This is a genomic window from Methyloversatilis universalis EHg5 (assembly GCF_000378945.1).
Lineage (GTDB): Bacteria > Pseudomonadota > Gammaproteobacteria > Burkholderiales > Rhodocyclaceae > Methyloversatilis > Methyloversatilis universalis_A.
Window position 1 is genome coordinate 78,168 of sequence record NZ_KB900539.1, and the last position, 14,909, is coordinate 93,076.

A 14,909-nucleotide genomic window follows, 5' to 3' on the forward strand; every position below is an offset into this window, starting at 1 on the left:
ATATACGACCAGTTAGGCCAGTGTTTATAGCTTGGCGGAGGCAAGGCTTACTTCGCATAGGGCGTGATGGTGATGAGCTGAGCTGTTTGGGCGGTGAATGAAGCCTCAAAGAGATAGCAGTGCTCTAGCTCAACTTTGATGATGGCTTGCTCTTGCTTGTCTCGGTCCTGCGCTAGCTCCAGGTTTAGTGATGAGATGACGTTCTGGCCATTGAAGCCTTCGACGTGAACTTCGCTGACGCCCTCAAACCGGAAATGAAGCACTGCATCGCCATGCAACTTGTAGTGGCCTTCTGGCGTGATCTCGGAGGTCATTACCCATCCGCGCAAGTGCAAGTCAAGTGTCGGGGATGGTTTGCCCTGCGTCCTATCGAGAGATAGCTTGAACACCTCTGCATCATGAAAGCTCGGCCAAAGCCCAAAGTGGGCGATGACGCGTTCATGACCGACGATGAACTCATGTGCTTCCATAAACAGTGGCCTAACGACGCTGTAGAAATACCCCATCTCGGGGCAAGCGGTTGCTACCGGCCTTAGACGGTCCGAAGTCGTTCATCCTCATTTCAGCTCCGCAATCTTCGTTTCATCGTCGTCTCCTGACCTCAGCCGTGGCCCTTGATCGGCGCAATGCCGGCGTCGTGGCCCGACCGCGAGCTTACCTAATTTGCGTAGCCGTGGTGCCCGAGCTTTTCGATGTTGTGCACCAGGCAGTACAGCTTCCACTGCCCATCCACTTTTGTGCGCCCACGCAGCGTGAAGCGGGCGAGCCGCTTGTTGTGCCGCAGGTTGCCGAACACCGGCTCTACCGTGGCGAAGCGGGCGGCGATCATCCGCTTGCCCTCGCTGGAATCGATGCGCCGCTTCATCCGCTCGGTGTGTGATTCGACGCCGTCGCGCTTGCCGCGGAAGAAGGCGACCTGACGCACCTTGGTCTTCTCCGGCGTGCGCAGGCAGCGGCTGCGCTGCTCGCACGGCACGCAGTCGCGTGCGGCGCCGGTGTACTTGGTGGCGGCGTAGCCGTTGATCGTGCACTCGCCGCCGTTGCGATACAGCCGCTTGCCCGCCGGGCAGAGGCAGTGGCTGCGGTCTTCCGCTTCGGTGAAGTCGGTGTTGGCGTAGCGCATGTTCTTGCGAGCAGTGCGCGCGTCCTTTGCCTTCTCGCTCTTGTCCCACAGCGGATCGGGTTTCGCCTTGTGCCTGGCCTGGTCGGCGTATCTCGGGTCGCGCTGCCGGTAGCCGTTGTCGCACACCCAGGCGGGAACGTTCCGGCGCTCCAGTCCGGCGAGGTTCTTCTCGGAGTGATAGCCCGCATCCGCGCAGATCGCGGTGTCGGGCCTGCGCTGTGCGCTGCTGGCGTCGATCACCGGCAGCAGCAGTTCCTGTTCCGACCCGGTGCCGTGCGCCTGCGCATCGACCACGATCTGGTGGGCGGCATCGACCGTGGCCACCCCGGTATAGCCCTGGACCACGCCCTTGGCGGTGGCCATCTTGGCCGAGTCGTTGTCGGTGCGGTTGGAGAGGCGCACCGCGCCCTTGGCGCCGCGTCGGTCAGCCGGATTGCGGGTGAGCCAGTCGCGGATCTTGGCTGCTTCGTGGCTCAAGCGCTCGCGGGTGCGCTGTGCGCGGGCGGCCTCGTCGTCGCTCACTGCGACATCGCGGGCCTTCTGCTCGGTGATCATGCGCTGCACGGCCGCTTCCATCTTTGCGGCTTCGCGCTCGAAGTCGGCACGGGTGCCGCTCTTGGCCTTGGATGCATTCGACGGCAGCTTCACGCCGTCGATGGCGAAGAGCTCGCGCCCGATCAGCCCCTGGCGGTCGCACACGAGCAGTACCTGGGTGAAGAGCGCGCGGGCCTCATCGCCCAGATGGCTGATGAAGTGGGCGACGGTGGTGAAGTGCGGCGCGCTGTCGCCGGAGACGGCCATGAACAGCACGTTGTGGCGGCAGGAGGTGGCGATGGCGCGCGAACTGATCAGCCCGCGCGAGTACCCGAGCAGCACGATCTTGAGCAGCACCGCCGGATCGAAGGCCGGGGCACCCCCGGCATCGTTGGCATAGCGGGCGCGGAGCGTGGAGAGATCGAGTTCGCTGTCGACCAGGTGGCAGAGCGCGAACTCGAAGGTGCCGGGCAGCACCTGCTGCGCGAAATCGACCGGGATGAGCTTCAGGCCGTAGTCAGGCGTCTTGAATCGCGGCATCGCAAGGCTCCGGGGAGGCGATGCGCAATCATAACGACGGCATGTGGACGGCGGTGGGGTGGGAGGGGTTTTTCTACAGCCTCAACGCCTGAGTTAAGCCGCGCCGCGAAGCGGCGTCGGCTTGGACGAATTGTTAGGCCTCATCAACGGGCCACACCTTCTGTAGGTTGCCATCAACGAAACCGGCGCAGACAGCCTGCGCACTCCGAAGAGTAGCCGCTTGGGCGCTGGAAGAGTCGCAAAGGAAGCGATGAACGCTAGTAACGATATACAGTTGAGCGGCTTCCCAGTTTTGGCCAGCGAGTGCGCGGGAAAGAGCCAAGCGGTCTGGCGCGCTTGTCCAAGCCTCAGGTGGGCATGCCCAATCTTCATCGGACGTGTTGTAAGTCGATGCACCGACCAGGTCAACGAGCCACTGCTCAGACTCCGTGAGATTAAAGGCGAAAGCGACGACACCGGTGGGTAGTGATGCTGGAACAACCCGGAGCAGCCAAGGCTCAAGTTGGGACGCGTGAGATTCGACCATGGGGCCTAACGCCGAAGTTGTGGGGCGGCGCAGCCGTCCCACACGAACGCCCTGTTAAAGCTCATGGGTCGAAGCCGTTGCGGTGATATTGGCCCCGCACCAAGGACAAAACTGAATTGAAATAGACGAAGAGCCACCGTCGTGAACAATGAGGCCGTATGAACGATCTGCAGCGTCGTAAGTGACCAAGTTGTCCGGGCAGTCAAACGGGTTCGGATGCTTCTCGCAAACATAGTTGGCCCAATACCTCATCGTGTCGCAGCAATGCTGTGCCATGAGCTTTAACTTTGTTTTCTGGCGCAGTTTTGCGCCATAACTACGGAAGCTGCCGGATAAACAGGCTGGGGTGATGGTCCGGAGACGACCTTGCCATCAGGCTTTCAGCTGCCTATGCTGTATATTCATACAGCATTAAACGGCGATGAAAAACCTCACCCCTTCACTTCCACCCTTGAAATCGGTTCGCCTGCTCGATCAGCTGCGCGAACGGATACGCTATCTGCATTACACCATAAGCACCGAGAAGACCTATGTGCATTGGGTGAAGGCCTTTGTCCGGTTTCATGGGCTGCGTCACCCGTCCTCGATGGGGCGGGCGGAGATCGAGGCATTTTTGTCGTGGCTGGCCAGTGAGCGCAGCGTTGCGGTGTCGACTCACAAGCAGGCGCTGTCGGCGCTGCTCTTTCTTTACAAGCAGGTGCTTGGCATCGATCTTCCGTGGATGAGCGAGATCGGTCGGCCGCGCACGACGCGCCGCCTGCCAGTCGTGCTGTCGCCCGAAGAGGTGAAACGCATTTTCGAGCGGCTGGACGGAGAGCACCGACTGTTCGCACAACTGCTTTACGGAACCGGAATGCGGCTGACCGAAGGTCTGCGGCTCCGGGTAAAGGATGTCGATTTCGAGCGCCTCACGCTCATCGTGCGTGAAGGCAAGGGGCGCAAGGACCGCGCACTGATGCTGCCGCAGTCGCTGGTGAAGCCGCTGCATGACCAGATGGCTCGTGCCCGGCTGCTGTGGGACGACGATAGACGCTCCGGGCGCGCCGGTGTCGATATGCCGGACGCGATTGCCCGCAAGTATCCGCGCGCCGATGCGTCCTGGGCCTGGTTCTGGGTGTTTCCTCAGGCGAACTACGCGGTGGATCCGCGCAGTGGCGTGGTCCGCCGTCACCACATGTATGACCAGACCTTCCAGCGGGCCTTTCAGCGCGCGGCGCAACGGTCGGGGCTGCACAAACCGGCGACGCCGCACACCCTGAGGCATTCCTTCGCCACGGCCCTGCTGCAGTCCGGCTACGACATCCGCACGGTTCAGGATCTGCTCGGCCATGCGGACGTGTCGACCACCATGATCTACACGCATGTGCTCAAGGTCGGGGGCGGCGGCGTGCGCAGCCCTCTGGACGCGCTGCTGGCTCCTTCCGCCTGACCGGGCTGGCAGCGGCGCGCGCTTTGCGCGCCTTGACACACCCGGTGTCAGCCGCCCAGCTTCTTCTTCAGCAGCTCGTTCACCTGCGCCGGGCTGGCCTTGCCCTTGCTGGCTTTCATCACCTGACCGACCAGGGCGTTGAAGGCCTTTTCCTTGCCGGCACGGTATTCCTCGACCGATTTCGGGTTGGCGGCCAGGACTTCGTCGATGATGGGTTCGATGGCCGAGGCATCGGTCACCTGCTTCAGGCCCTGCGCTTCGATGATGGCGTCGGCGTCCGCGCCTTCGCCGTTCCACAGCGCGTCGAACACCTTCTTCGCGATGCTGTTCGAAATGGTGTTGTCGGCGATGCGGGCGACCAGTCCGGCGAGCTGGGTCGGGCTGACCGGGCTGTCGGCGAGGTCGCGTTCTTCGCGGTTCAGCCGTGCGGCCAGTTCGCCCATGACCCAGTTGGCGAGCGGTTTGGCCTGAGCGGTACCGACTACAGCCAGCGCGTCGGTGAAGTAGCGGGCGGTTTCGCGGCTGGCGGTGAGGCCAGCGGCGTCGTAGGCCGACAGGCCGTAGTCATTCTGCAGCCGTGCGGCCAGCGCGCCCGGCAGTTCGGGCATGGCGCGACGCACTTCGTCCATCCACTCGTTAGCGATCACCAGCGGCGGCAGGTCGGGGTCGGGGAAGTAGCGGTAGTCGTGCGCGTCTTCCTTGCTGCGCATCATGCGGGTTTCGCCGGTGTCCGGGTCGAACAGCACGGTGGCCTGCTGGATCTTGTGGCCGTCTTCGATCTGTTCGATCTGCCACTGGATTTCGTAGTCGATGGCCTGCTGCAGGAAGCGGAAGCTGTTCAGGTTCTTGATTTCGCGGCGGGTGCCCAGCGGCTCGCCCGGGCGGCGCACGCTCACGTTGGCGTCGCAGCGGAAGCTGCCTTCCTGCATGTTGCCGTCGCAGATGTCGACCCAGCGCACCAGCGCGTGCAGCGCGCGCGCATAGGCCACCGCTTCGGCGCTGGACGACATGTCCGGCTCGCTGACGATTTCCAGCAGCGGCGTGCCGGCGCGGTTCAGGTCGATGCCGGACATGCCATGAAAGTCTTCGTGCAGGCTCTTGCCGGCATCTTCTTCCAGGTGGGCGCGGGTGAGGCGCACCACCTTTTCATAGGCCTTTTCGCCTTCGCCCACGCGGATGGTGAGGGTGCCGCCCTGCACCACCGGCAGTTCGAACTGGCTGATCTGGTAGCCCTTCGGGAGGTCGGGGTAGAAGTAGTTCTTGCGCGCGAACACCGAGCGCGGCGCCACGGTGGCGCCAATGGCCAGACCGAAGCGGATGGCGCGCTCGACCGCGGCGCGGTTCATGACCGGCAGCACGCCGGGCAGCGCGAGGTCCACCGGGCTGGCCTGCACGTTGGGCGCCGCGCCGAAGGCGGTCGATGCACCGGAAAAGATTTTCGAGGCCGTGTTCAGCTGGGCATGGGTTTCCAGCCCGATCACGACTTCCCAGTTCGCTCTGCTCATGTTGCGTTCTCTCTCGGCTTTACCGGCAGTTGCCGGTCTTGCGGCTCACCAGCGTGGGCCACAGGTAATCGTGTGCGCCGGGCGTGCAGTGCGCGGCGCAGTTGCGGTAGGACACGGTCACTTCGTCCTTCTGTTCCCACAGGCTGACCGTGCAGGCGCCGGCGACCAGGGTGGGCGTGTGGTCGAAGCGGGTCTGGGTGAAGGCGGCCAGGTCGAAGCTGCAGCGGCCGCGGCGGCCCATGTCGATGTCCGACGCGAAGCGCTCGACCTTCGAATCCTTCACGTCCAGCACCAGCCGGCCTTCGGTGCCGATGTCGTCGCGATAGCTGCAGTCGGCTTTCGCCTGCAGCGCGCGCGCCGGAATCGGCAGCGGCTTGCCCGCCTTCTTCGACGGTGCGGGCCGTGCGGCTTCCGGCCGGGTGGCGGGCGGAAAAGCGCCGGCCGCCGGTTCGCCCGGCGGCTGCGGCTTCATCGGCGCGCAGCCGGCCAGCAGCACCAGCCCGAGCGCGGTCGCGACCCGTGTGCGCATCAGGCGGCCGGCGGTGTGCGCAGGTGCCAGTCGGTCGCCTGCTGGAACTGGTGCGCCGCGCCCAGCATGCGGGCTTCGTCGAACCAGCGGCCGACGATCTGCAGGCCGACCGGCAGGCCGCCGGCACCGAAGCCGGCCGGAATGCTCATGCCGGGCAGGCCGGCCAGGTTCACCGAGGTGGTGTAGATGTCGCCCAGATACATCGCCATCGGGTCTTCGTCGTTCTGGCCGATGCGGTAGGCGGTGTTCGGCGTGGTCGGCCCCATGATGAGGTCGCACTGCGTGAAGGCGGCTTCGTAGTCCTGCGCGATCAGCCGGCGCACCTTCTGAGCCTGCAGGTAGTAGGCGTCGTAATAGCCGTGCGACAGCACATAGGCGCCGATCAGGATGCGCCGCTTCACCTCGGCGCCGAAGCCCTGGGCGCGCGTCTTGGCGTACATGTCGTCCAGGTTGCCGTACTCGGGGGCGCGATAGCCGTAGCGCACGCCGTCGTAGCGGCTGAGGTTGGAGCTGGCTTCGGCCGGGGCGATCACGTAGTAGGCGGGCACCGCATAGCCGGCACGCGGCAGGCTCACGTCGACCGTGACCGCGCCCAGCGAGCGGAAGGTGGCCAGTGCCGCCTCGACCGCGGCGCGCACGTCGTCGGCCATGCCGTCGCCGAAGAACTCCTTCGGCAGGCCGATGCGCAGGCCGGCCAGCGGCTGAGCCAGCGCGCGGGTGTAGTCCTCGGCCGGGCGCTGCAGGCTGGTGGAGTCGCGTTCGTCGAAGCCGGCGAAGGTGTTCAGCAGCAGCGCACAGTCTTCGGCGGTGCGGGCCATCGGGCCGCCCTGGTCCAGGCTGGAGGCGTAGGCGATCATGCCCCAGCGCGACACGACGCCGTAGGTGGGCTTGATGCCGCTGATGCCGCAGAAGGCGGCCGGCTGGCGGATCGAACCGCCGGTGTCGGTGCCGCTGGCGGCCGGCGCCAGGCCGGCGGCGATGGCTGCGGCCGAACCGCCGCTGGAGCCGCCGGGCACGTGGCCGGTGTTCCACGGGTTGCGCACCGCGCCGTAGTAGCTCGATTCATTGGTCGAGCCCATTGCGAACTCGTCCATGTTCGTGCGGCCCAGCGTCACCAGGCCGGCGGCGCGCGAGCGCTCGATCAGGCTGGCATCGTAGGGCGCAGCGAAGCTTTCCAGCATTTTCGAGCCGCAGCGCGCGTGCCAGCCGGTCTGGCAGAAGATGTCCTTGTGTGCCAGCGGCACGCCGGTCAGCGGGCCGGCCCGGCCTTCGGCGCGCAGCGCGTCGGCGGCGCGCGCTTCGGCCAGCGTGGTGTCTTCACTGGTTTCGACGTAGGCGTTGATTGCCGGATTGGCGGCGCGGATCTTCGCCAGATAGTCCTGCGCCAGCTCGACCGCCGACGCTTCGCCCGCCGCCAGCTTCGCGGCCAGCGACTTTACGGTTTCAGGGGCACTCATTCGATCACTTTCGGGACGAGATAGAGGCCGTTCTCGACCGCCGGGGCGACCGCCTGACAGGCGTCGCGGCGGTCCGGCTCGGTCACGCGGTCTTCGCGCAGGCGCAGCACCAGCTCGGTGGCGTGTGCCATCGGCTCGACGCCGGTGGTGTCGATGGCCTGCAGTTGTTCGATCAGGCCCAGCATGGCATTGAGGTGGCTGCGGGTACGCTCGATTTCGGCGTCCGGCAGCTCGATGCGCGCCAGCTTCGCGACATGGCGCACTTCTTGGTCGGTCAGGGACATGGAATGACGATCCGGGGTGTCAGGCGCGGCAGCGCCTGCGTACAAAGATGTTTCGGTTCAAGAGGCTAATGCCTGCATGGGTTATCATTATGAACCATTCAGGCTGCCCGCCCGGCAGCCGGCCCGCACGTCCGGCCGCCAGCTGCCTCTGGCGGCCCGGGTCCGGCGCAAGCTGCCGCCGGGCCGCCCGCAGTCCGACCCTGATTACACCCGACCCGTTTCCTGTTCCGGCCGCCCGAGGCGGCCGCTTGCGTAAAGACATTCCATGTTCGGTTTCCTGCGTTCCTATTTTTCCAATGATCTGGCCATCGACCTCGGCACCGCCAACACGCTGATCTACGTGCGCGGCCAGGGCATCGTGCTGGACGAGCCCTCGGTGGTGGCCATCCGCACCGAAGGCGGCCCCAACGCCAAGAAGACCATCCAGGCGGTGGGCCTGCAGGCCAAGCTCATGCTGGGCAAGACGCCGGGCAACATCACTGCCATCCGCCCGATGAAGGACGGCGTGATCGCCGACTTCACCGTCACCGAGCAGATGCTCAAGCAGTTCATCAAGAAGGTGCATGACTCGCGCCTGTTCTCGCCCAGCCCGCGCATCATCATCTGCGTGCCCTGCGGCTCCACCCAGGTCGAGCGCCGCGCCATCCGCGAATCGGCCCTGGGCGCCGGTGCCAGCCAGGTCTACCTGATCGAGGAACCGATGGCCGCGGCGATCGGCGCCGGCCTGCCGGTGTCGGAAGCGACCGGCTCCATGGTGGTTGATATCGGTGGCGGCACCACCGAAGTGGGCGTGATCTCGCTCGGCGGCATGGTGTACGCCGGCAGCGTGCGGGTCGGTGGCGACAAGTTCGACGAAGCCATCATCAATTACATCCGCCGCAACTACGGCATGCTGATCGGCGAAACCACCGCCGAGGCGATTAAGAAGGAAATCGGCTCCGCCTTCCCGGGCTCCGAAGTGAAGGAGATGGAAGTGAAGGGCCGCAACCTGGCCGAAGGCATTCCGCGCAGCTTCACCATTTCGTCGAACGAAATCCTGGAAGCGCTCACCGAGCCGCTGAACCAGATCGTGTCGGCGGTGAAGAGCGGCCTGGAACAGACCCCGCCGGAACTGGGCGCCGACATCGCCGAGCGCGGCATGGTGCTGACCGGTGGCGGCGCGCTGCTGCGCGACCTGTACCGTCTGCTGATGGAAGAGACCGGCCTGCCGGTGGTGGTGGCCGACGACCCGCTCACCTGCGTGGTGCGCGGCTCCGGCACCGCGCTGGAAAAGATGGACCAGCTCGGCAACATCTTCGCCAACGAGTGATCCACCCCGTGCCGCCCCGCCCGCCCGCGAACCGCTCAAGGCCCGCGCGGCGGGGCGCCCGCCGTGCCCCGTGCGCGGCCGCTGCCTGACGATTTACTGATTCATGGTTTCACCGGTCGCCGGTCATCAACCTCCGCCGTTCTTCCGGCGCGGCCCGGCGCCGCTCGTGCGCCTGGTGCTGCTGGTGAGCGCTTCGCTCACCCTCATCGTGGTCGACCACCGGCTGCACTATCTCGAACTGGTGCGCCAGGGCCTGTCGGTCATGACCACGCCGCTGCAGGTCGCCGCCGGCATGCCGGTGAAGGGCGTGCGCTCGGCCGGCGAGTACTTCGCCGACCTTGCCCGGCTGCAGGCGGAGAACGCGCAGATGCGGCGCGAACAGACCGAACTGGCAACGATACGGCTGCGCCAGGAACAGCTGGACCAGGAAAACGCCCGCCTGCGCGCGCTGCTCGACATGCGCGAGCGGGTGCAGATCGACGCCCGCGTGGCCGAAGTGATCTACGCGGTGCGCGACCCCTTCTCGCGCCGGGTGGTGATCGACAAGGGCCTGACCCACGGCGTGGAGCCGGGCAGCCCGGTCACCGACGACCTCGGCATCATCGGCCAGGTCACCCGGGTCTATCCGCTGAACGCCGAAGTCACCCTCATTTCCGACAAGGACCAGGCGCTGCCGGTGCAGGTGGCGCGCACCGGCGTGCGGGCGGTCATGTTCGGCGCCGGCAGCGGCATGCTGGAGCTGCGCTATCTGGCGGCTGACGTCGATCTGCGCGAAGGCGACCGCATCGTCACCTCCGGTCTGGACGGCGTGTTCCCGCCCGGCCTGCCGGTGGCCGCGGTGAAGTCGGTGGACCGCGACGGCGTGGGCGGTTTCGTGCGCATTCTGTGTGTGCCGGTGGCCGGGGTCGAGGCGCATTCGACCGTGCTCATCCTGAAGCCGGGCAAGCCGGTGGATCCGGATACCGCGGCGGCCAGCGCAGCGCCGGCCGCTGAAAAACCGGCCGACAAGGCGGCGAAGAAATGAACCAGCCCTCCTTCAGTTCTCGCCGCATCCTGCGCCCGGTCAGCCCCTGGTTCATCGGCTTTTCGCTGCTGTGCGCGCTGCTGGTGAACCTGATGCCGCTGGGCCGCGCCTTCTGGCTGCCGGACTGGCTGGCGCTGGTGCTGTGCTTCTGGTGCGTGCGCGAGCCGCTGCGCGTCGGCATGGGCACCGCCTTCGCGCTGGGCATCGTGATGGATACGGGCTACGGCAGCCTGATGGGCCAGCACGCGCTGGCCTACGTGCTGCTCGCCTACGCCGCCACCACCTTCTCCCGCCGCATCCTGTGGTTCGGCCCGCTGCGCCAGTCGCTGCACGTGCTGCCCATGCTGGTCGGTGCGCAGACCGTCATGCTGCTGGTGCGCATGGTGGCCGACGCCGAATTTCCCGGCCTCATCTACTTCGCCGGCGCGCTGATCGCCACGCTGCTGTGGTATCCGGTGGGCATCCTGCTGATGCTGCCGCAGTACCGGCCGGAAGAGAAGGACGAGAACCGCCCCATTTAAGGTCGGTCTCCACAACGCTACGCCATGACCGATCTGCACAGCCCGGAAATCCAGCTCATCCGCTTCCGCCGTCGCGTGTATTTCGCGGGGGCGGTGGTGCTGGTGTGCTTTTCGCTGCTGTTTGCGCGCTTCTTCTGGCTGCAGGTGGTGCGGCACGACTATTACGCCACCCGCGCCGAAGACAACCGCATCGCGCTGCTGCCGGTGACGCCCAACCGCGGCCTCATCCTGGACCGCAACGGCGAGGTGCTGGCGCGCAATTACTCGGCCTACACGCTGGAAATCCAGCCGTCGCGGGTGAGCAATCTCGAACACACCATAGACGAGCTGGCCAGGCTGGTGAATATCGAGGCGCGTGACCGCAAGCGCTTCCGCAAGCTGATGGAGGAGTCGCGCAATTTCGACACCCTGCCCATCCGCACCCGGCTGACCGACGATGAAGTCGCCCGCTTCATCGGCCAGCGCTACCGCTTCCCCGGGGTCGAGGTGCGCGCGCGGCTGTTCCGGCAGTATCCGAACACCGAACTGGCGTCGCACGTGCTCGGTTACATGGGCCGCATCAACCGCAGGGATGCGGCGCGCATCGACGAAGCCGGCGTGGCCGACAACTACCGCGGCACCGACCACATCGGCAAGTCGGGCCTGGAGCAGTTCTACGAGGACGAACTGCACGGCGTGACCGGCTTCGAACAGGTCGAGGTGACCGCGGCCGGTCGCGCGGTGCGGGTGCTGTCGCACACCGCGCCGCAGAACGGCAACAATCTGCGGCTCACGCTGGACGCCGGCCTGCAGCGCGTGGTGGAGCAGGCCTTCGGCGAACGGCGCGGTGCGCTGGTGGCCATCGAGCCGTCGACCGGTGGCGTGCTGGCGCTGGTGAGCAAGCCCACCTTCGATCCCAACCTGTTCGTCGATGGCATCGACGCCGCGAGCTGGGAGGCGCTGAACACCTCGGCCGATCACCCGCTGCTGAACCGCGCCATCTATTCAGCCTATCCGCCGGGCTCCACCTTCAAGCCCTTCATGGCGCTGGGTGCGCTCACCGCCGGCAAGCGCACGCCCTCGTTTGCCATCGCCGATCCGGGCCACTTCGAGTACGGCGGCCACCTGTTCCGCGACGACAAGGTGGGCGGCCACGGCTCGGTGGACATGCACAAGTCCATCGTGGTGTCGTGCAACACCTATTACTACCGGCTGGCGGCGGACTGGGGCATAGACGGCATCGCCGGTTTCATGTCGCAGATGGGGCTGGGCAGCCGCTCCGGCATCGATATCGAGGGCGAATCGACCGGCGTGCTGCCGTCGCCCGAGTGGAAGAAGAAGCGCTTCAAGCGGCCGGAACAGCAAAAGTGGTATGCCGGCGAAACGATTTCGGTGGGCATCGGTCAGGGCTACAACGCCTACACCATGATGCAGATGGCGCAGGCGGTGGCCATCCTCGCCAACGACGGCGTGGTGTTCAAGCCGCATCTGGTGAAACAGATCGAGAACGTGCGCACCGGCGCCTCCAGGCAGGTCGAGGCCAAGCCCGTCCGCACCGTGGACCTGAAGCCGGAGCACATCGCGGTGATCAAGCAGGCCATGGTGGATGTGAACAAGGCCGGTACCGGCGCCCGCGCCTTCGCCGGCGCACCCTATGTGGCGGCCGGCAAGACCGGTACCGCGCAGGCCTTCTCGCTGCGCGGCGCGCAGTATCGCGGCGGCAAGCTGGCCGAAAAGCTGCGCGACCACGCGCTGTTCGTGGCCTTCGCGCCGGCGGACGACCCCAAGATCGCGCTTGCAGTCATCGTCGAGAATGCCGGTTTCGGTGCGCAGTCGGCGGCGCCGATCGCCCGCCAGGTGTTCGACTACTATCTGCTCGGCAACAAGCCGGCCGGCCCGGCACCGGAGGACAGCGATGCAACTGACAGCGAGTAAGTGGTCGGCGGTGCGCGAGCGCATCGGCGGCGTGCTGTCGGCGCTCGACCCGCCGCTGCTGGCCATCGCCGTGCTGCTGCTGTCGCTGGCCACGCTGGTCATGGGCAGTGCCACCGCCGACTTCATGCACCGCTTCGAAGCCCATCTGGTGAACCTCGCGGTGGCGCTCAGCGTCATGCTGGTGGTGGCGCAGATTCCGCCGCTGCGGCTGATGCAGCTGGCGCTGCCCTTCTACGCGGTGGGCGTGGTGCTGCTGATCGGCGTCGAGCTGTTCGGCGAAACGTCCAAGGGCGCCCAGCGCTGGCTCAATATCGGCTTCACCCGCATCCAGCCGTCGGAAATGCTGAAGATTTCGGTGCCGCTGATGCTGGCCTGGTATTTCCACCGGCACGAGGCCCAGCTCCGGGTGCGCGACTTTCTGGTGGCGGCGGTCATCCTGCTCATTCCGGTGCTGCTCATCTTCCACCAGCCGGATCTCGGCACCGCCATCCTGGTGCTGGCGGCCGGCGTGTTCGTCATCTTCTTCGCCGGGCTGTCGTGGAAGCTCATCATTCCGGTGCTGGCGGTCGGCGTCATCGCCATCGGCACGCTGGCGGCGGAAGGCGACGCCATGTGCGCCGAAGGCGTGGAGTGGCCGGGCTTCAAGGCCTACCAGCGGCAGCGGGTGTGCACCCTGCTCGACCCGACCACCGACCCGCGCGGCAGCGGCTTTCACATCATCCAGTCCAGCATCGCCATCGGCTCCGGCGGCGTGTTCGGCAAGGGCTGGCGCGAAGGCACCCAGACCCATCTGGAATTCGTGCCCGAGCGGCACACCGACTTCATCTTCGCGGTGATGGCCGAGGAATTCGGGCTGGCCGGTGCGATCGTGCTGCTCTGCATATATATAGCGATGATAGGCCGCGGGCTGATGATCGCCGCCCGCTCGCCCATGCTGTTCGGCCGCCTGCTGGCGGGCGCGATTTCGCTGTCCTTCTTCACCTACGCCTTCGTGAACATGGGCATGGTGACCGGCGTGCTGCCGGTGGTGGGCGTGCCGCTGCCTTTCGTGAGCTATGGCGGCACCGCGCTGGTGACGCTGTGCATCGGCCTCGGCCTGCTCATGTCGATCGAGGCGCAGCGCCGGCGCCGGCAGAGGTAGCGTGCACAGCGCCGGCCTGCCCCGTTTCACGCCCGCGCTGTGGCTGGTCGTGGCCCTGCTCGCCGGCTGCGCCGGCGCACCGACGGTGACCGAAGTGGAGCCCGATCCACCGCCGGTCACGCGCACCGCGCCGCCGGTGGCACCTGAGCCTGCCCGCCCGCCGGTCACGAAGCGCGGCGGGGGCTTCTATCTGGACGACGGCCCGGGTGACAGCGCGCCAGACGCGGCTGCGCTTGCCGCCATCCCGGACGCGGTGCCGCGCGACGAGCCGCTGCACCGCTTCGCCAACCGCCCCTACAGCGCGCTCGGCATGCAGTTCGTGCCGATGACCGAAGCGAAGCCTTTCCGCCAGCGTGGTCGGGGCAGCTGGTATGGCCGCAAGTTTCACGGCCAGAAAACCTCCAGCGGCGAGGTATACGACATGTACGGCATGACCGCCGCCCACGCCACGCTGCCCATTCCGAGCTACGCCCGGGTGACCCATCTGGCCAGCGGCCGGTCGGTGGTGGTGCGGGTGAATGACCGCGGTCCGTTCAAACCGGGCCGGGTGATCGACCTGTCGTGGACCGCCGCCGCCAAGCTGGGCTATGTGAACGACGGCAGCGCCGAGGTCGAGGTCGAGGCGGTGTTCGCCGAAGGCAGTGCCGGCGATCTGCTGGCCCGCCGCGCCGCCGGCCGGCCGGAACTGCAGCGCCCGGCTCCCCGCCCCGCGGCTGATGATCCGATTGCGGCGCTGGCCACCGACCCTGCGCCCGCGCCTGCAGCCACCGCCGAGCCGGGCCACTGGCTGCAGCTGGGTGCCTTCAGCGCGCTCGACAACGCGCAGGCGCTGAGCCGGCGTGTGGCCGACACGCTGGCCGAACTCGCCGACCGTGTCCGGGTGAACAGCGAAGGCAGCCGCCACCGCGTACAGGCCGGCCCCTTCGCCAGCCGCGACGCCGCCGAAAGCGCGGCCCGCCAGTTGCGCGACCGGCTGGGGCTGGACGCGCTGCTGATCGCGCGCTGAGCGCGCATCCGACCAAGGGCCGATACCTCCGGGCCACCGGCTGCGGCTAAGATGCGGGCACGTCCAC

General features: G+C 66.6%; 14 protein-coding genes. 7 read left to right on the forward strand and 7 right to left on the reverse strand.

What is annotated here, in order from left to right; genetic code table 11:
- Nucleotides 1-47: 47 nt before the first annotated feature.
- From METUNV2_RS18745 to METUNV2_RS20290, 3 genes are all read right to left on the reverse strand, one after another.
- Nucleotides 48-470, reverse strand: a complete 423-nt coding sequence (locus tag METUNV2_RS18745; protein ID WP_157281235.1) for an Imm50 family immunity protein — start codon at nucleotides 468-470, stop codon at nucleotides 48-50.
- A gap of 188 nt (nucleotides 471-658) precedes the next feature.
- Entirely contained in the window at nucleotides 659-2,197 is a 1,539-nt protein-coding gene (locus tag METUNV2_RS0100365) for a transposase (protein ID WP_018227530.1), read from the reverse strand.
- 580 nt (nucleotides 2,198-2,777) lie between these two features.
- Nucleotides 2,778-2,999, reverse strand: a complete 222-nt coding sequence (locus METUNV2_RS20290) for a DUF6980 family protein (RefSeq protein WP_081618488.1) — start codon at nucleotides 2,997-2,999, stop codon at nucleotides 2,778-2,780.
- A 145-nt stretch (nucleotides 3,000-3,144) separates the two neighbouring features.
- On the opposite strand from METUNV2_RS20290, the gene METUNV2_RS0100370 reads away from it, so the two are divergent.
- The gene (locus METUNV2_RS0100370; RefSeq protein ID WP_026187743.1) at nucleotides 3,145-4,152 is read left to right on the forward strand and encodes an integron integrase; all 1,008 of its coding nucleotides are present in this window, start codon (nucleotides 3,145-3,147) and stop codon (nucleotides 4,150-4,152) included.
- Nucleotides 4,153-4,199: 47 nt separating this feature from the next.
- Here METUNV2_RS0100370 and gatB read toward each other — a convergent pair whose 3' ends face one another.
- From gatB to gatC, 4 genes are read right to left on the reverse strand one after another with little or no spacing between them, the layout of a single operon-like run.
- Entirely contained in the window at nucleotides 4,200-5,657 is a 1,458-nt protein-coding gene (gene gatB / locus METUNV2_RS0100375; protein WP_018227532.1) for an Asp-tRNA(Asn)/Glu-tRNA(Gln) amidotransferase subunit GatB, read from the reverse strand.
- A gap of 19 nt (nucleotides 5,658-5,676) precedes the next feature.
- Nucleotides 5,677-6,186 carry a hypothetical protein gene (locus METUNV2_RS0100380; protein ID WP_018227533.1) on the reverse strand — a complete coding sequence of 170 codons (510 nt, stop codon included), beginning with the start codon at nucleotides 6,184-6,186 and terminating at the stop codon, nucleotides 5,677-5,679.
- Nucleotides 6,186-7,643, reverse strand: coding sequence for an Asp-tRNA(Asn)/Glu-tRNA(Gln) amidotransferase subunit GatA (gene gatA, locus METUNV2_RS0100385; protein WP_018227534.1), 1,458 nt, complete (start codon nucleotides 7,641-7,643; stop codon nucleotides 6,186-6,188). The genes METUNV2_RS0100380 and gatA overlap by 1 nt, the downstream gene beginning before the upstream one ends.
- Nucleotides 7,640-7,927: an Asp-tRNA(Asn)/Glu-tRNA(Gln) amidotransferase subunit GatC gene (gene gatC / locus METUNV2_RS0100390; RefSeq protein ID WP_018227535.1), complete on the reverse strand. Its 288-nt coding sequence runs from the start codon at nucleotides 7,925-7,927 to the stop codon at nucleotides 7,640-7,642. Before gatC ends, gatA begins: the two co-directional genes overlap by 4 nt.
- 265 nt (nucleotides 7,928-8,192) lie before the next feature.
- Between gatC and METUNV2_RS0100395 the strand changes: the two genes are divergently transcribed.
- From METUNV2_RS0100395 to METUNV2_RS0100420, 6 genes are all read left to right on the forward strand, one after another.
- Entirely contained in the window at nucleotides 8,193-9,236 is a 1,044-nt protein-coding gene (locus tag METUNV2_RS0100395; protein WP_008063379.1) for a rod shape-determining protein, read from the forward strand.
- A gap of 103 nt (nucleotides 9,237-9,339) precedes the next feature.
- Nucleotides 9,340-10,260, forward strand: a complete 921-nt coding sequence (gene mreC, locus METUNV2_RS0100400; protein WP_018227536.1) for a rod shape-determining protein MreC — start codon at nucleotides 9,340-9,342, stop codon at nucleotides 10,258-10,260.
- Nucleotides 10,257-10,781: a rod shape-determining protein MreD gene (gene mreD / locus METUNV2_RS0100405; RefSeq protein ID WP_018227537.1), complete on the forward strand. Its 525-nt coding sequence runs from the start codon at nucleotides 10,257-10,259 to the stop codon at nucleotides 10,779-10,781. The genes mreC and mreD overlap by 4 nt, the downstream gene beginning before the upstream one ends.
- Before the next feature lie 24 nt (nucleotides 10,782-10,805).
- Nucleotides 10,806-12,695, forward strand: coding sequence for a penicillin-binding protein 2 (gene mrdA / locus METUNV2_RS0100410; RefSeq protein ID WP_018227538.1), 1,890 nt, complete (start codon nucleotides 10,806-10,808; stop codon nucleotides 12,693-12,695).
- Complete coding sequence (gene rodA, locus METUNV2_RS0100415; protein ID WP_026188289.1) at nucleotides 12,676-13,836, forward strand: rod shape-determining protein RodA; 1,161 nt, start codon at nucleotides 12,676-12,678, stop codon at nucleotides 13,834-13,836. The genes mrdA and rodA overlap by 20 nt, the downstream gene beginning before the upstream one ends.
- 1 nt (nucleotide 13,837) lies before the next feature.
- Nucleotides 13,838-14,842, forward strand: coding sequence for a septal ring lytic transglycosylase RlpA family protein (locus METUNV2_RS0100420; protein ID WP_018227540.1), 1,005 nt, complete (start codon nucleotides 13,838-13,840; stop codon nucleotides 14,840-14,842).
- Nucleotides 14,843-14,909: the final 67 nt, after the last annotated feature.